Below are 16688 nucleotides of genomic sequence, written 5' to 3'. Positions count from 1 at the left end.
GCGGGGAAGAGGGCTCGTGGGTGGCAGTCATCGGCAACGTCGGCGAACGGAGGGCAGGCGAAAACGCGGAAGCGGCGGACGAGCGGGGTCCCGGTCCGGCGTTCCTCCGTGTGAGACGAACGGGCCGCGCAAATGTTTACCGGATGGCCCGCAGGACCAGCCGGGCGGGGTGATTGCTTACAAAACGGTAAAAAATCGGCGGCGTCATTCGTCACCCCAGGGGTGAAGCCGCCACAAGCGGCCCCGAGGCACGCCTGGAGCGGAAGACGTCGTTCATCCGACGCGGCTCCGGGCGGCGGCACATCGCCCGATCCGCACGTGGCGCGATCGAGGCTGCGGGATGCGGGCGGATGAACGGCGACGCACGCGCCGCGCGCCGGCAATCCGCGCATCGCCTCGCCCGGGAACAACGACGGGATCGCGTGCGCTGGTGACGCGGCCGCGGCCCGGGCGGCGTGGGGAAAACGACAGAAAAACGGGGCAAGCGCGAGCCGCATGGTTCGCGCTTTTCGACAAAGGTGCGGTCGGAGACCGCAAGACAAGTGGAGCAAAGGAAGATGGAGTGGGCAACAGGCACGCGTTTGCGTGCGATCGCAGCCGCGGCAGGCGTGGCGTTCGGTGCGGCGGCAGGACATGCGCATGCCCAGGCGGCGCCGGCCGAGAACGCGGGCGCCGCGGCGTCGGCCGGCAGTGCGCAGAACGGCACGCTGCCGGCGATCAGCGTCAACGCGGCCTCGGAGGGAGACGGCACGGTCGGGCTCGTCGCGAAGCGCAGCCGGACCGGCACGAAGACCGATACGCCGATCAACGAAATTCCGCAGACGATCAACGTCGTCACCGCGCAGCAGATCGAGATGACCGGCGCAACCGACGTGAACATGGCGCTGCGCTACGTGCCGGGCTTCTCGTCGTACGGCACGGACAACCGGTCGGACTGGTACTCGGCGCTGCGCGGCTTCACGCCGACCGCGTACGTGAACGGGCTGCAGGTGCCGAACACGATCAACCTCGCGAGCTGGCGCGTCGATCCGTACATGATCGACAGCATCACCGTGCTGCGCGGGCCGACCTCGGTGCTGTACGGCGCGGGCGATCCCGGCGCGATCGTCGACGTGCAGACCAAGCTCGCCGACGGCGAGCGCGTGCGCGAGGCCGGCGTGCAGATCGGCAATTACGCGCGCAAGGAATTCATGCTCGACGTCGGCGACAAGCTCGACCCGGACGGCAAGTACGCGTACCGGTTCGTCGGCGTCGCACGCGACGGCAACGCGCTGACCGGCCCGAACAACGACCAGCGCGTCGCGCTCGCGCCGTCGTTCCGCTGGCGCCCGAACGCGGACACGTCGCTGACCCTGTCGGCCACCTATCTGCAGGACTGGGGCGACATCTCGTCGAACTTCCTGCCCGCGGTGGGAACGGTGCTGCCGAACCCGAACGGGCAACTCGGCAAGGATGTCTACCTGGGCGACCCGAACTTCAATTACTACCGCAAGAAGCAGTGGTCGGTCGGCTACCAGTTCGAGCAGAACCTGACGCCGGCATGGACGTTCCGGCAGAACGTGCGTCTCATGCACCTGTCGCTCGACAACGGCTCGGTGTACGGCGGCGGCCTGGTCGACGGCAGCCTGACCGACGTGTCGCGCTGGGCCGGCGTGTTCCAGATGAACTACAGCCGCTTCGACATCGACAACAACCTGCAGGGGCGGTTCTCGACGGGGCCGCTCGACCACACGCTGCTGCTCGGTTTCCAGTACAACCGGCAGACCGCGACCGACAGCGAATGGGTGGCCGCAGCGCCGCCGCTGAACATCTACAACCCGGTCTACACGCCGGTCACGCTGTCGGTGTTCTCGCCGCCGAACACCACGTACCGCACCAACACGTACACGGCGATGAACACGTTCGGCCTGTACGCGCAGGACCAGATCAAGTGGAACCGCTGGACGCTGACGCTCGGCGGCCGCGAGGACTGGGTCAACATGCGCATGGACGATCGCGAGGGCGGCACGCAGACGAAGGCGGACGTCACGGCGTTCACCGGCCGCGTCGGCCTGACGTACCAGGGCGATTACGGGCTGGCGCCGTACATCAGCTATGCAACGTCGTTCAACCCGCTGATCGGCGTGAACCTGCTCGGCGGCGGGCTGCCGCAGCCGACGCGCGGCAAGCAGATCGAGGCCGGCCTGCGCTGGCAGCCGCCCGGCAAGAACCTGATGCTGAACGCGGCGATCTACCAGATCAACCAGACCAACGGGATCACGCCGGCGCTGCTGAGCCAGGACGATAGCGGCACGAAGTCCGTGCAGACCGGCGAGGTGCGTGCGCGCGGGATCGAGTTGAGCGCGACCGGCAAGCTCACGCAGAACCTGTCGCTGATCGCGTCGTATGTCTACCAGGACGTCAAGGTCATCAAGGCGAACGACGACACGCTGAACAACTGGCCGGTCGACATTCCGCGTCCGCGCCAGATGGCGTCGCTGTGGACCGACTGGACGTGGCACACGGGGCCGCTCGCGGGCTTCGGGCTCGGCGGCGGCATTCGCTACCAGAGCGCGTCGGCCGGCGCGTCCGACAACTCGCTGACGGTATCGAGCGTCACGCTGTTCGACGCGGGCCTGCATTACGACACGCGCAACTGGCGCTTCTCCGTGAACGGGACCAACCTGTTCAACCGCCGCTTCATCAGCGGCTGCCAGTCGTACAGCGTCTGCGTGTTCGGCAACGACCGTACGGTGATCGCGACCGCGAAATACAACTGGTGACGGTGCGCGCCGCGGCCCGCCGGCCGGCCTTCGTGGTCGGCGCGGGCCGGCCGCGGCGTCTTCGCATGCGTTTTCCGCTGTAACCATCCCGAAGACCATCCCGCCCGCGGCCGCTCGGGCCGAACCGCCGGCAGCGCTTCAGGGCGGCGCGCGCTGCGTGGCGGCGCTGCCCGAAGGCCTCGACGAGCGCCATATGTCCCGCGGGCGCGACCGGGCGCACCACATGCTCCGGCCCTGTCCGGCTGCGATGAAGAAGCGCAGGCGTGGCGCGACGACGTGCACGGCGCCATGGCGCCGAGGCGAAAGCCTCGCGACAGCGTGGGGCCCGACCACCGGCCCGCGCACCGTGTCCGGCCCAGCAACCATTGGTTGCTACCGCGACGACTTTTCGGCTGCCCGGTTGCCATCGAACCGGCTATCCTTGCCTGCACCATCCCCACGGCACACAAGGAGACGACATCGTGACGCACAGCGTGATTCCCGCCGGCCTCGCCGACGAAATGATCGAAATCCGGCACCGCATCCACGCCCACCCCGAGCTGGGCTTCGAGGAGTTCGCGACCAGCGATCTCGTCGCGGCGCAGTTGCAGTCGTGGGGCTACGCGGTGCATCGCGGGCTCGGCGGCACGGGCGTCGTCGCGCAGCTGAAGGCGGGCGACGGCACGCAGCGCCTCGGCCTGCGCGCCGACATGGACGCGCTGCCGATCCACGAGGCGACCGGCCTGCCATACCAGAGCACGATTCCGGGCAAGATGCACGCGTGCGGCCACGACGGCCATACCGCGATGCTGCTCGCGGCCGCGAAGCACCTGGCGCGCGAGCGCCGTTTCTCGGGCACGCTGAACCTGATTTTCCAGCCGGCCGAGGAAGGGCTCGGCGGCGCGAAGAAGATGCTCGACGAAGGGCTGTTCGAGCAGTTCCCGTGCGACGCGATCTTCGCGATGCACAACATGCCGGGCTTCCCGACCGGCAAGTTCGGTTTCCTGCCGGGGCCGTTCATGGCGTCGTCGGATACGGTGATCGTCGACGTGCAAGGCCGCGGCGGCCACGGGGCGGTTCCCCACAAGGCGGTCGATTCGGTGGTCGTGTGCGCGCAGATCGTCATCGCGCTGCAGACGATCGTGTCGCGCAACGTGTCGCCGCTCGACATGGCGATCGTCACGGTCGGCGCGATCCACGCGGGCGAAGCGCCGAACGTGATTCCCGATCGCGCGCAGATGCGCCTGTCGGTGCGCGCGCTGAAGCCGGAGGTGCGCGACCTGCTCGAGACGCGCATCAAGGAAGTCGTGCATGCGCAGGCGGCCGTGTTCGGCGCGACCGCGACGATCGACTACCAGCGCCGCTACCCGGTGCTCGTCAACGATGTCGAAATGACCGCGTTCGCACGCAACGTCGCGCGCGAGTGGGTCGGCGATGCCAACCTGATCGACGAGATGGTGCCGCTGACCGGCAGCGAGGATTTCGCGTTCCTGCTCGAGAAGCGGCCGGGCTGCTACCTGATCATCGGCAACGGCGACGGGGAGGGCGGCTGCATGGTGCACAACCCCGGCTACGACTTCAACGACGCGGCGCTGCCGACGGGCGCGTCGTACTGGGTCAAGCTGGCCGAGGCGTTTCTGGTGTGACGGAGGCGCCCGGCTGCGCTCCGGGCCTGCCGCGACGAGCCGTCCGACACCGGTCGCGCTAGATCGCGCTACCGCTGAACAGCGCCGTCACGGCTTCCGGATTCGACGGCCAGTACATGTGCATGTAGGTCGCGACGATCGCGCCCGCGCGATAGACGGCCTCGCCGCTGCCCGCATCGCCGTCGGGCCGGGTCGCGCACGCGGCCGGCTCGAGCGGCGTCGCGAGCCGCGAGTAGTGGAACGTATGGCCGCGCAACGCGCCGGTACGCGTGGCGAGCTGCTGCATGCCGAGCGCCGCGAACCGGCGCTGCATCGTCGCATGGCCCGGCAGCAGGCCGAGCATCGGCGCCGTCGCGCCGTCGACGTCGGTCAGCGATTCGCACAGATAGACCATCCCTCCGCATTCCGCGACGATCGGCCGGCCGGCCGCGGCATGCTCGCGAATCGATCGCGCGGCCACGGCGTTGGCCGCGAGCGTCGCCGCGTGCAGTTCCGGGTAGCCGCCCGGCAGGAACAGCGCGTCGCAATCGTCCGGCACGGGCTCGTCGGCCAGCGGCGAGAAGAACGCCGCCTGCGCGCCGAGCGTGGCGAGCAGCGCGAGATTCGCCGGATAGATGAACGAGAACGCGGCGTCGCGGGCGACGGCGATCCGCTTGCCGGCGAGCCCGCGCGGCACCGGCGCGGCGGCGTCGGGCTCCGCGAACGCGATCGCGGGCGGCAACTGCGCGAGCGACGTGCCTGCCAGCACATCGGCCGCGCGCTCGAGCCGTGCGTCGAGATCGTCGATGTCGCCCGGCTGGTGCAGGCCGAGATGCCGTTCCGGCAACGCGATGCCCGCGTCGGCCGGCACGTGCCCGAGCCAGCGCAGGTCGTCGGGCAGCGCCTGCTGCAGCAGCGCCGCGTGCCGGGCCGAGCCGACGCGGTTCGCCAGCACGCCGTGAAACGGCAGCGCCGGCCGGAACCGCGCGAGCCCGAACGCGATCGCCGCGAACGTCTGCGCCATCGCCTTCGCCGAAATGACCGCGACCACCGGTATGCCGAACGCGACCGCGAGATCGGCGCTGCTCGGCGTGCCGTCGAACAGCCCCATCACGCCTTCGATCAGGATCAGGTCCGCCTCGCGCGCGGCCTCGGCGAGCAGCGCGCGGCACCCGGCCTCGCCGACCATCCCTAGGTCGAGCGCATGCACGGGTGCGCCGCTCGCACGAGCGAGCAGCATCGGATCGAGGAAATCCGGCCCGGTCTTGAACACGCGCACGCGGCGGCCGAGCCGGCGGTGCAGCCGCGCGAGGCCGGCCGTCACCGACGTCTTGCCCTGGCCGGACGCGGGCGCGCTGACGAACAGCGCGGGGCAGGCGGGCACGCTCAGAACTCCACGCCGCGCTGCGCCTTCACGCCTTGCTCCTTGTACGGATGCTTGACGAGGCGCATTTCGGTGACGAGATCGGCCGCGTCGATCAGCGCATCGGGCGCGTGCCGCCCGGTGACGACGACGTGCACCGAATCCGGCCGGGCGGCGAGCGTCGCGAGCACTTCGTCGAGCGGCAGGTATTCGTACTTCAGCACCGTGTTCAGTTCGTCGAGGATCACCATCCGGTAGTCGCCGCTTTCGATCATCCGGCGCGCCTCGTCCCAGCCCTTGCGGGCAGTCGCGATATCGGCGTCGCGGTTCTGCGTGTTCCACGTATAGCCGTCGCCCATCGTCACGAAATCGCATTGCGCGACCGCGCCGAGGAAGTCGCGCTCGGACGTGTGCAGCGCGCCCTTGATGAACTGCACGACGCCGAGCCGCATGCCGTGGCCGAGCACCCGCACGGCCATGCCGAACGCGGCGGTGCTCTTGCCCTTGCCGTTGCCGGTGTTGACGATCAGCAGGCCCTTTTCGTTGACGGCGGCAGCCTGCTTCTTCTCGTGGCCGGCGCGGCGGCGTTCGGTCATCCGTTGATGGGATTCTGCGTCGGTTTTCATCGGAATCGTCCTGTCGAAAGAAAGCGGAACAAAGGGTTCAGAGCGGGCCGGCGAGCGCGACCGTCACGCCGTCCCGGATCAATTTGGGGCCCAGCAACCGGCCGTGGGGCGCCGCGAGCCGCGCGCACGGCTCGGCCACGCCCGCGACGCCGAAGCGCGCGAGCGCGGCATTCGACGCACCGCTCGCGGCCAGTTCGGGGCGGCTCGCGAGCAGCGCCGCGTCGAACGCGACCAGCGGCCAGCCGCGTCGCGCGCACACCGTGCGCAGCGCGCGGGCACGCGCCTTGTCGGCGAGCGTCGCGACGAGCGCCGGTTCTGCGTCAGGATAGCGCGCCAGCGCGGCGCGGATCGCGGCATCGAGCTGCGCGGCCGTCGCGCCCGCGCGAAATCCGACGCCGAGCGCGACGCGCATCATGCGCCGCCGCCGAGCGCGATGCGCACCGCGGGATCGCCGGCGAGCGCCGCGACGCGGCCGATCACGACGATCGCCGGCGAACCGATGCCGGCGGCGCCGACCCGTTCGACCAGCGTCCCGAGTGTCGCGAGCACGTGCCGCTGTTCGGGGCGCGTCGCATTCTCGATGGCCGCGCACGGCGTGTCGCCGGGCAGGCCGCCGTCGCGCAGTGCCGTCGCAATCGCGTCGAGCCGGCGGATGCCCATGTAGATCACGATCGTCATGCGCGTTGCCATCAGCCACGCGCGGCTCATCGCGCGCAGCACGGCGTGGACCCGGTCGAAACAGTGGAAAGGGGCAGGCGGGCGGCCGAATGGCGGCCGGCGGACAGGCAAGGCATGGCGGATCGGGCGAAGCCCGCGCGGACGCGGACGGAATGCGCGCCCCAGCCGTCCCCCGCGGATCGGGCGTTCGGCGAGCGTCGGGCTCGCCCCTTGCGTCGGCCGGTATCCGGGCTGGCCGCTTGCCGGGCCGCAGCCTTCCCGCCCGGCTGACGGGCAGTGGCATCGCGGGCGGCCCGGGCGCGTGCGCGGAAAGCGCGTCGCGCGGGCGGCGTACCGTTGCGGGGACAGCACAGGCCGGGCGGTCGTCCGCCTCCTGTTTCCCGTTTAACCGCATGCACGGAATGCGCATGCGAGCACCGAACGCGGCGCATACGATAGCACAGCACGCCGCTGCAAACGCATGCGGCGCAGGCACTGCCGGCGGGCGACGGCGCGCGCTGCGCGGGCCGTCGCGCCAGCGCTTACCGATACAGGATCTGCCGCTTCAGATCCTTCGAGATGCTGCGCGCGGCGTCCGCCCACTCGACGAGCTTCGCGCTGCTGCACACGTTGCCGGCGAGATCGCGGTCGAGCACGCGCGTCACGTCGACCGTCCGGCCGTTGCGGCGATAGGTCGAGCGGTACGAGATTTCGCCCGCGCGGACATCGACGTCGGGCGGAATCGCGAGTATCTCGACGTCGGCCGGCAGCGTGATCCGGTAGCGCTCCTCGAGCCGCGTCCCCGCACATACGCTGTCGATGCGCTTGTCCTTCTGCCGCAGGACGAAATCGGCGAAGTCGCGGATCCGGCCGAAATTCGGCAGCGGCGGCACCGCGAACGCGGCGGGGCCCGGCATCAGCGACAACTGGTTCAGCGTGCCGCGCAGCGCGATCGAGAACGGCTGGTCGAGTGCGTCGAGATGATGCGGCGTCATGTGCAGCTCGCCGGAAAGGCCGGAGCGGCGCAGCATCTCGTCGGACAGCCGTTTCGGCTGAACGTAGACGAACATCTGCCGCGCATACTGGACCGCCTGGCCGTCGAGCGCGATGTCGCCCGTCATCGCCGCGTTGCCGTCAGGATCGAGATCGAGCGTGTAGGCGAGCAGCGAACGGCTGTTGCGGCCGTTTTGCGGCGGCGTGCGGATCACGTTGCCCGTCGCGGTGTCGAGCGCGGGCTTGTCGCTCGCCTCGAACGGCAACGCGCCGAACGGCAGCACCCCGGCCGTCGTATCGGCGAACGCATCGAATTCGGGCAGCCAGACGATCGCGTGATTGAACGCGAGCACGTCCGGCGCCTCGGGCAGGCGGTAGCGGTCGCCGAGGTTGACGAGCACCGTGCGGCTCTCGATGCCTTTCGCCGCGAGCAGAGCGGACAGCAGCGTCACCTGGTCCTTGCAGTCGCCGTACCGGTTCGCGAGCACGGCGTCGGCCGGGTGCGGGACCACGGGCCCGGCGCCGAAATACACGCCGACGTAACGGATGTTGCGGGCAACCCATGCGTACAGCCGCATCGCCTGCTCGCGACGGTCGTCGACGCCCGCCGTGATCTGGTCCGCGAGCGCGCGGATCGCGTCCGCGGGCGCCTGCTTGTCGGCGGCGCGCGCCCGGTAGGCGCGCGCGATGTCCGCATAGCTGGAGAAATTGGTCGCGACGAACAGGGGGCCGCGGTCGGTCCACGCGACCGCGTTCGACTGCTCCTCGATCGGGCCCGGCGCGGGCGTTTCATAGCGGTACACGCGGATCCGGCGCCCGTCGCGCGTCGTATCGGCCGTCGCGCTCACCTCCCTTGCCTCGATCGCGACGGCCATGGCGGCCGGCGTATCGAGCGTGATGCTCGCGGCGCGGTAGTCCTCGGTCGGCGGAAACGCGAGCTGCACGCTGAATTTGCCGGGGAACAGCGTATCCGTGTCGGTCAGGGTGTATGAAAGCCGGATCGAGTCGCCTTTCGAGAGCGCGGGAAACGCGACGATGCGCAGGTGTTCGGCGCTGAATTGCGGCGCCGCGGCCGTGACCGGCGCCGGCCGGTCGAAGATGCCGTGCTGGACGTCGACCGGTACCGTCGAGCCGTCGGCATGCACGGTCTGGGCGGCGTTGATGCCGAGCGTCTGGAGCTGCGCGTTGTACTGCAGCACGTACTGGCCGAAGCGGGCGATTGCGGCATCGGTCAGCAGCTTGACCGACAGGTCGACCTGCGCGGTGCGCCGGCCGGAGGCGTCGACCCTGATCGTGTTGTCGAGTCGCTCGACCTGGTAGTCGGCGGCGAAAGCGATCGGCGGCGCGAGCGTCAGGCACGCGGCGATGCCGAAGCGCGCAAGGCGCGAAAGGGAAGTGCGATGTCGAATCATGTGTGAAACCGGTCGTCAGGAATCGGGGTGGAGAAGGTGCGCGGGGAACCCGGTGCCGCATGGCGCCGGCCGGCGTGCATGCGCGCATGCACGCCGAGCCGTTGCCGTTACCGCGGGTCTTTTCATGCCGCATCCTCGCAGGTTGGCGATCGCGGACGTGGCGGACGACCGCGATCGGATGTGCTTCTCGTCGTGTGGAACGTCACGCATACCGCCTTGCCGCACGCGGCATTTACAGAATGACGTACGAGCCGGCCAGGATTTTTGCGATCGCCGCGAAGGAAACGGCCCGCGCCTTCGCCGGGAACGGAAAAATGAGTGCCATAGTCAGCCACACGACGACGGCAACGTACAACCGGAACGTGCGCATGGATCGCATCGGTGTCGACAAAGGCACGGCCAACGGATCCGACCGTAGCCAGCGCGCGCCGACCCGTCCATCCCCGCAGCTTCTTCCGGCAGGTCGTTTGCGCGACGGAACCCGACCCGGTCGGGCATCGCGCTCGCCGGCCGATCGCGGCGGATGATTGAACGATCGTCAACGCAGCCGTGTCCGGTCGGGCACGCCGCGCGCCCCGCGGGCGGATACGAGCGACGGGATCGTGCAACGGCAATGCGCCGGCGGCGGCCCCGCCGTCCGCCTTGACGCTCCCGCCCGCTGCACCTACACTCGCACGCGTTTCGGTGCTCGCGCGCGCCCGCCGGCGCGCGCAGTTAAACGGGAAACAGGAAGCGAGCCCGCACCGCGGCCGCGCCAACCTGTGCTGCCCCCGCAACGGTAAGCGAACGCGTCGCGCCATGCGCGATGCAGCGCCGCTTCGCCGCATGCCGCGCGCATGCGGACGACCGCCACTGGATGCCGCGCGCATCCGGGAAGGCGAAGCGGCGTGTTCGTCAGCCCGGATACCGGCCCAAACGTTGGGGTTCAGCGCCGCGGGGAGGCGGCGCATCGTCCACGGCCGCAGCAGGCCCGACGCCCGCGCCTGTCCCGCTTCCTCCGCCCCGCGCGCATGCACCCGGCCGGCGCGGCGAACGGCACGCGGCACGCGCCGGGCCGGCGGCAGCCGTGTTGGCATTCACGATGTCGACCGTTCGCAAGGATGCACCATGCCCGATTCGTCGTTCCGACCGCCCCGCGACCGTGCGTCCGGTGCGTGCGGCGAATGTCCCGCGATCCGCCCGATGAACCGCCACGCCGCTCCCGACGCGACGATCCCGGCCTGATTCCTTCTTCGACACTGGACCTACCATGACCCTTCGCAAGCTTCCCGTCACGATCGTCACGGGCTTTCTCGGCAGCGGCAAGACCACGCTGATGCGCCACATCCTGCAGCATGCCGAGGGCCGCCGCATCGCGGTGATCGTCAACGAATTCGGCGAGCTCGGCATCGACGGCGAAATCCTCAAGGGCTGCGGCATCGGCTGCGACGACGCGCAGGGCGAAGCGTCGGGCCAGCTCTACGAACTCGCGAACGGCTGCCTGTGCTGCACCGTGCAGGAAGAGTTCTATCCGGTGATGGAGGCGCTCGTCGAACGGCGCGCGGACATCGACCACGTGCTGATCGAAACCTCCGGGCTCGCGCTGCCGAAGCCGCTCGTGCAGGCGTTCAACTGGCCGGCGATCCGCAACAGCTTCACGGTCGACGCGGTCGTGACCGTCGTCGACGGGCCGGCCGCCGCGAGCGGCCAGTTCGCGGAAAACCCGCAGGCGGTCGACGCGCAGCGCCGCGCCGATCCGAACCTCGACCACGAATCGCCGCTGCACGAGCTGTTCGCCGACCAGCTGTCGTCCGCCGATCTCGTGATCGTGAACAAGGCCGATCTCGTCGACGACGCGGCATTCGCGCAGATCGAAACCGCGATTCGCGACGAGATCCCGCCGCAGGTGAAGATCGTGCGCGCGACGCGCGGCGAACTCGATCTCGCGATGCTGCTCGGCCTCGAATCGGCGTCGGAAGACACGATCCACCTGCGCCACGACCATCACGGCTCGGCCGAGGACGGCGATCACGATCACCATCACGACGATTTCGACTCGGTGGTCGTGTCGGGCGACGCCGGCTCGCGCGAAGCGACGATCGCCGCGCTGCAGCGGCTCGTCGAAACGCACACGATCTACCGCGCGAAGGGTTTCGCCGCGCTGCCCGGCGCGCCGATGCGGCTCGTGATCCAGGGCGTCGGTCGCCGCTTCGACAGCTATTTCGACCGCCGCTGGCAGGACGGCGAAACGCGCGCGAGCCGTTTCGTGCTGATCGGCGAGGATCTCGACGCCGCCGCGCTGCAACGCGCGTTCGACGCCGCCTGCGCGGCCGAGCCGCAACAGGCATAACGCACGATGCATCTGCTGCGCACCACGCCGGGCGGCTTCGTCGACGATACGCAGGGCGTCGTCCGGATCGACCAGCAGCCGGCCGACATCGTGATCCTGAGTTCGGCCGACACGACGCTGTCGCTGCTCGCGAGCGTCGTGCCGCAACTGCCGGCCGGGTTCCCGAGCGTGCGCCTCGCGAACGTCACGTTCCTGCGGCAGCCGGCGTCCGTCGATTTCTATGTCGACGACGTGCTGCGGCACGCGAAGTCCGTCGTGATCGACCATCTCGGCGGCGAGGCGTACTGGCCGTACGGGATCGAGCAGGCCGTGTCGCTCGCGACGAAGCGCGGGCAGCAGCTCGCGATGTTCTCGGGCGACCTGCAGGAGGACCCGAACCTCGTCGCGAAAAGCACGGTCACGCCCGCGCTGTGCCGGCTGTGGTGGCGTTACCTGCGCGAAGGCGGCGTGCACAACGCCGAGGCGCTGTTGCGCAGCATCGCGTTTCATACGCTCGGGTTCGGCGACGAGCCCGAGCCGCCGCGCCCGCTGCCGGCCGCCGCGCTGTATCACCCGGCGCGCGAGCGCGCGAGCGTCGACGACTGGCTGCCGCGCTGGACGCCCGGCGCGCCCGTCGTCGCGATCCTGTTCTATCGCGCGCACTGGCAGGCCGCGAACACGGCCGTGTTCGACGCGCTGGCCGACGCGCTCGTGCGGGAAGGGCTGAACCCGCTGCCGATCGCGGTGACGTCGCTGAAGGACGCGGTGAGCCGCGAAGTCATCACGCAGCTCTGCGACGCGCACGGCGTCGCGCTCGTGCTGAACACGACCGCGTTCGCGGCCGGCGCGATCGACCGCCCCGAACACGAGGTGCTCGCGGGCGATGCGCCGGTGCTGCAGGTGATCCTGTCCGGCGGCAACCGCGACGCGTGGGTGGCCGACAACCAGGGCCTGCACGCGCGCGACATCGCCATGCACATCGCGCTGCCCGAGGTCGACGGGCGCATCGTCACGCGCGCGGTGAGCTTCAAGGGGCTCGCGTATCGCTGCCCGCATACCGAGGTCGACGTCGTGCGCTACCAGCCGGACGCGGAGCGGATCGCGTTCGTCGCGGCGCTCGCGCGCGGCTGGTGCCGGCTGCGCACGCTCGAGCGCGCCGACAAGCGCGTCGCGCTGATCCTCGCCAACTATCCGCAAAGCGAAGGGCGGATCGGCAACGGCGTCGGGCTCGACACGCCGGCGTCCGCGCTGCGCGTGCTCGCGGCGCTGCGCGATGCGGGCTACGCGGTGGCCGACCTGCCGCCCGACGGCGATGCGCTGATCGCGCGGCTCACCGAAGGCGTGACCAACGACGCGGCCGTGCATGCGCTGCGCCCGGCGTTCCAGAGCTACGCGCTGGCCGACTACGTCTCCCGTTTCGCGCGGCTGCCGGCCGCCGTGCGCGACGCGCTGAACCAGCGCTGGGGGCCGCCCGAAGCCGATCCGACGATACGGCAGGGGCGTTTCACGATCGCCGGCTGGCGCGCGGGCAACGTGTTCGTCGGCATCCAGCCGTCGCGCTCGCGCGACGAAAACGACTACGCGAGCTATCACGACGCGGACCTCGTGCCGCCGCACGCGTATCTCGCGTTCTACTTCTGGCTGCGCGATGCATATCGCATCGACGCGGTGATCCACCTGGGCAAGCACGGCAACCTCGAATGGCTGCCGGGCAAGAGCGTCGCGCTGTCCGATGCGTGCTGGCCCGACCTGACGCTCGGGCCGCTGCCGCACCTGTATCCGTTCATCGTCAACGATCCGGGCGAGGGCAGCCAGGCGAAGCGGCGCGCGCAGGCCGTGATCGTCGATCACCTGATGCCGCCGCTCACGCGCGCGGAAAACTACGGCCCGCTGCAGGATCTCGAACGGCAGGTCGACGAATACTACGAAGCGCTGATGGTCGACGCGCGGCGCGCGAAGCTGCTGCGCAAGACGATCCTCGCGACGATCGCCGAGCACCGGCTGCACGACGAGCTGAGCGTGTCGCCGCCGCGCGACGCCGGCGACGAGGATGCGCTGCTCACGCGCGTCGATGCGTGGCTGTGCGAGCTGAAGGAAGCGCAGATTCGCGACGGGCTGCACGTGTTCGGCGCGTCGCCGGCCGGCCGCCAGCGGCGCGACACGCTGCTCGCGCTCGCGCGCTTTCCGGTCGGCGACGGCAAGGGCGTGCGTGCGGGGCTGATCGGCGCGCTGGCGCGCGATCTCGCGCTCGGCGACGATTTCGATCCGCTCGCGGCCGACTGGGCCGCACCGTGGGCCGGCCCGCGGCCGGCGATCCTGCAGGCGCTCGACGCGTCGCCGTGGCGCCACGCGGGCGATACGCGCGAGCGGCTCGAACGGCTGGCGCAGCAATGGCTGGACGGGCTGTGCGCGGCCGACGGCGGTGCGGCGAGCGTCGACGCGGCGCCGCCCGGCGCGTGGCCGCATACGCGCGAGGTGATCGAGCGCGTCCGCGCGACGCTGATCCCCGCGCTCGACGCATGCGGCGACGAGGAAATGCGCCAGTTGCTGCGCGGGCTCGACGGCCGTTTCGTGCCGCCGGGGCCGAGCGGCTCGCCGTCGCGCGGCCGTCCCGACGTGCTGCCGACCGGCCGCAACTTCTACTCGGTCGACACGCGCGCGGTGCCGACGCAAGCCGCCTGGTCGCTCGGCCTGAAATCCGCGCAGCAGCTGATCGAGCGCCATCTGCAGGATCACGGCGACTATCCGCGCGCGATCGGCCTGTCAGTGTGGGGCACGGCGACGATGCGCACGGGCGGCGACGATATCGCGCAGGCGTTCGCGTTGCTCGGCGTGCGGCCGAAATGGGCGCACGGCAGCCATCGCGTGACCGACTTCGAGATCCTGCCGATCGAGATCTTCGATCGGCCGCGCATCGACGTGACGCTGCGCGTGTCGGGTTTCTTCCGGGACGCGTTCCCGAACCTGATGCACCTGTTCGACGCGGCCGTGCAGGCCGTCGCCGCGCTCGACGAGCCCGAGTCGCTGAACCCGATCCGCGCGCGCGTCGAGCGCGAACGCGCGAAGTGGATCGCGCAGGGCGTGGCCCCCGACGAAGCGCGACGCCGCGCCGGCTGGCGCGTGTTCGGCGCGCGGCCGGGCAGCTACGGCGCGGGCCTGCAGGACCTGATCGACCAGCGCCGCTGGCAGACCGACGCCGATCTCGCGGCGGCGTACCGCCAGTGGGGCGGACATGCGTACGCGCAGAACAGCGCGGGCGACGCCGCGCCCGACGTGTTCGGCGAGCGGCTGGCGACGATCGACGTCGTGGTGCAGAACCAGGACAGCCGCGAGCACGACATCCTCGATTCGAACGACTACTACCAGTTCCAGGGCGGCATGACGGCGGCCGTGCGCCACCTGTCCGGACAACAGCCGAGCATTTACCACGGCGACCACGCGAATCCGGCCGCGCCGAAAATGCGCACGCTGCGCGAGGAAATCGCGCGGGTGATCCGCTCGCGCGTCGTCAACCCGAAATGGCTCGACGGCGTGAAGCGTCACGGCTACAAGGGCGCGGCCGAGCTGGCCGCGACCGTCGACTACCTGTACGGCTACGACGCGACCGCGCGCGTGCTGTCGGACCACCAGTACGCGCTCGTGGCCGATGCGTACCTGTTCGACGACGCGACGCGCGCATTCCTCGAACGGCACAACCCGGAGGCGCTGCACGGCATCTGCGAACGCTTCGTCGAGGCGATGCAGCGCGGCCTGTGGCAGCAACCGGGCGACTATCGCGAGCGGATCGAGGCGGTCTGGCTCGCGAGCGAACACATCCAGGAAAAGGGGCGGCGATGACCGATCCGACGACGTACCGCGCCCGCGCGGTCTTTCCGTTCGCGGCGCTCGTCGCGCAGGAGGCCTTGCAGCAGGCGCTGCTGCTCGCCGCGATCGACCCGTCGCTCGGCGGCGTGCTCGTGAGCGGGCCGCGCGGCACCGCGAAATCGACCGCCGCGCGCGGTCTCGCCGAACTGCTGCCGGAAGGGCAGTTCGTCACGCTGCCGCTGTCGGCGAGCGACGAACAGGTGACCGGCACGCTCGATCTCGCGCATGCGCTGGCCGACAACGGCGTGCGCTTCCGGCCGGGCCTGCTGTCCCGCGCGCATCGCGGCGTGCTGTACGTCGACGAAGTGAACCTGCTCGCCGACGGGCTCGTCGATACGCTGCTCGACGTCGCCGCGAGCGGCGTGAACATCGTCGAGCGCGATGGCGTGTCGCAGGCGCACGACGCGCGCTTCGTGCTGGTCGGCACGATGAATCCCGAAGAGGGCGAGCTGCGGCCGCAACTGCTCGACCGCTTCGGGCTGATGGTCGAACTGGAGAACTGCTTCGATGCCGCGCAGCGCGAGCGGATCGTGAAGGCGCGGCTCGCGTTCGATCTCGACCCGGACGCGTTCCGCGCACGCCATGCACCCGCGCAGCGCGAACTGGGCGACCGGATTCGTGCGGCGCGCGCACGGCTCGCGGCGCTGGATTTCGACGATGCCGTCCATGCGCGCGTCAGCGCGCTGTGCATCGACGCGGCCGTCGACGGGCTGCGCGCCGATCTCGTGATGCTGCGCGCCGCGCGTGCGCTCGCCGCGCTGGAGCACGCCGAGGCGGTGACGGAGTCGCACGTCGCGCGCGTGGCCGACGCGGTGCTGCGGCACCGGCGTCATGCCGGGCCGCCGCCCGCGCCGGGCGCGTCGCCGCAGCGCGGCGAACACGACGCCCGTTCGACGCCGGATGCGCGCGAGCGCGCCGGCGATCCGCCGCCCGCGTCGAAGAACGGCGCCGCGGCATCGCAGGGCGACTGGGGCTACCTGCCGCCCGAGCCGGCCGGGCTGCGCGAGGTCAAGGGCGTGGTGCCGCTGCCGCTAAAAAAAGCCTGAGCCATCGGGCCGGCGCCGCCGCGAACGCCGTTCGCGGTGCTCGATGGCACTCA

10 protein-coding genes, 1 pseudogene and 2 riboswitches are annotated in these 16688 nt (G+C 70.5%); of the genes and pseudogenes, 6 read left to right on the top strand and 5 right to left on the bottom strand.

Annotated elements, in window-relative coordinates:
* Nucleotides 1-557 precede the first annotated feature (557 nt).
* Complete coding sequence (locus GQ57_RS34050; protein ID WP_034200171.1) at nucleotides 558-2762, top strand: TonB-dependent siderophore receptor; 2205 nt, start codon at nucleotides 558-560, stop codon at nucleotides 2760-2762.
* Between the two features lie 461 nt (nucleotides 2763-3223).
* Complete coding sequence (locus GQ57_RS34045; protein ID WP_031398676.1) at nucleotides 3224-4387, top strand: M20 aminoacylase family protein; 1164 nt, start codon at nucleotides 3224-3226, stop codon at nucleotides 4385-4387.
* 58 nt (nucleotides 4388-4445) lie between these two features.
* Here the strand turns inward: GQ57_RS34045 and GQ57_RS34040 are convergent, their stop codons facing one another.
* The 5 genes and pseudogenes from GQ57_RS34040 to GQ57_RS38395 all read right to left on the bottom strand — a co-directional run bounded on the left by GQ57_RS34040 (nucleotide 4446) and on the right by GQ57_RS38395 (nucleotide 9417).
* The gene (locus tag GQ57_RS34040; RefSeq protein ID WP_034200165.1) at nucleotides 4446-5750 is read right to left on the bottom strand and encodes a cobyrinate a,c-diamide synthase; all 1305 of its coding nucleotides are present in this window, start codon (nucleotides 5748-5750) and stop codon (nucleotides 4446-4448) included.
* Nucleotides 5751-5752: 2 nt separating this feature from the next.
* Nucleotides 5753-6355: a cob(I)yrinic acid a,c-diamide adenosyltransferase gene (gene cobO / locus GQ57_RS34035; RefSeq protein WP_031398678.1), complete on the bottom strand. Its 603-nt coding sequence runs from the start codon at nucleotides 6353-6355 to the stop codon at nucleotides 5753-5755.
* Between the two features lie 37 nt (nucleotides 6356-6392).
* Nucleotides 6393-6770 carry a cobalamin biosynthesis protein gene (locus tag GQ57_RS34030; RefSeq protein ID WP_031398679.1) on the bottom strand — a complete coding sequence of 126 codons (378 nt, stop codon included), beginning with the start codon at nucleotides 6768-6770 and terminating at the stop codon, nucleotides 6393-6395.
* Nucleotides 6767-7048: pseudogene (locus GQ57_RS42510) on the bottom strand (SAM-dependent methyltransferase); the annotation flags it as partial. The pseudogene GQ57_RS42510 and the gene GQ57_RS34030, both read right to left, overlap by 4 nt.
* Nucleotides 7049-7233: 185 nt before the next feature.
* Nucleotides 7234-7470: riboswitch (cobalamin riboswitch) on the bottom strand.
* A gap of 84 nt (nucleotides 7471-7554) precedes the next feature.
* Nucleotides 7555-9417, bottom strand: coding sequence for a DUF3857 domain-containing transglutaminase family protein (locus GQ57_RS38395; RefSeq protein ID WP_052001575.1), 1863 nt, complete (start codon nucleotides 9415-9417; stop codon nucleotides 7555-7557).
* Nucleotides 9418-9656: 239 nt separating this feature from the next.
* On the opposite strand from GQ57_RS38395, the gene GQ57_RS42505 reads away from it, so the two are divergent.
* From GQ57_RS42505 to GQ57_RS34005, 4 genes are all read left to right on the top strand, one after another.
* Nucleotides 9657-9944, top strand: a complete 288-nt coding sequence (locus GQ57_RS42505) for a hypothetical protein (RefSeq protein WP_152603429.1) — start codon at nucleotides 9657-9659, stop codon at nucleotides 9942-9944.
* Between the two features lie 138 nt (nucleotides 9945-10082).
* Nucleotides 10083-10346, top strand: a riboswitch (cobalamin riboswitch).
* A 320-nt stretch (nucleotides 10347-10666) separates the two neighbouring features.
* Nucleotides 10667-11746 (top strand): cobalamin biosynthesis protein CobW, encoded by a 1080-nt coding sequence (gene cobW / locus GQ57_RS34015; RefSeq protein ID WP_034200164.1) that lies wholly within the window; start codon nucleotides 10667-10669, stop codon nucleotides 11744-11746.
* A 6-nt stretch (nucleotides 11747-11752) separates the two neighbouring features.
* Entirely contained in the window at nucleotides 11753-15562 is a 3810-nt protein-coding gene (gene cobN, locus GQ57_RS34010; protein ID WP_034200163.1) for a cobaltochelatase subunit CobN, read from the top strand.
* Entirely contained in the window at nucleotides 15559-16635 is a 1077-nt protein-coding gene (locus GQ57_RS34005; RefSeq protein ID WP_034200162.1) for an ATP-binding protein, read from the top strand. Before cobN ends, GQ57_RS34005 begins: the two co-directional genes overlap by 4 nt.
* The last annotated feature ends 53 nt before the right edge of the window (nucleotides 16636-16688 follow it).

Origin of the sequence: Burkholderia sp. MSh2 (assembly GCF_000731655.1) — a bacterium.
Taxonomy (GTDB): Bacteria; Pseudomonadota; Gammaproteobacteria; order Burkholderiales; family Burkholderiaceae; genus Burkholderia; species Burkholderia paludis.
The sequence above is the reverse complement of the archived record's forward strand: the minus strand, read 5'-3'. Positions and strand labels throughout refer to the sequence as shown.

Excerpts from the sequence above, each read along its gene's own strand:
- GQ57_RS38395 (WP_052001575.1), bottom strand. The coding sequence starts at position 9,417 with ATGATTCGACATCGCACTTCCCTTTCGCGCCTTGCGCGCTTCGGCATC.
- cobO (WP_031398678.1), bottom strand. The coding sequence starts at position 6,355 with ATGAAAACCGACGCAGAATCCCATCAACGGATGACCGAACGCCGCCGC.
- GQ57_RS34050 (WP_034200171.1), top strand. The coding sequence starts at position 558 with ATGGAGTGGGCAACAGGCACGCGTTTGCGTGCGATCGCAGCCGCGGCA.
- GQ57_RS34005 (WP_034200162.1), top strand. The coding sequence starts at position 15,559 with ATGACCGATCCGACGACGTACCGCGCCCGCGCGGTCTTTCCGTTCGCG.
- cobN (WP_034200163.1), top strand. The coding sequence starts at position 11,753 with ATGCATCTGCTGCGCACCACGCCGGGCGGCTTCGTCGACGATACGCAG.
- cobW (WP_034200164.1), top strand. The coding sequence starts at position 10,667 with ATGACCCTTCGCAAGCTTCCCGTCACGATCGTCACGGGCTTTCTCGGC.
- GQ57_RS34030 (WP_031398679.1), bottom strand. The coding sequence starts at position 6,770 with ATGATGCGCGTCGCGCTCGGCGTCGGATTTCGCGCGGGCGCGACGGCC.
- GQ57_RS42505 (WP_152603429.1), top strand. The coding sequence starts at position 9,657 with ATGACGTACGAGCCGGCCAGGATTTTTGCGATCGCCGCGAAGGAAACG.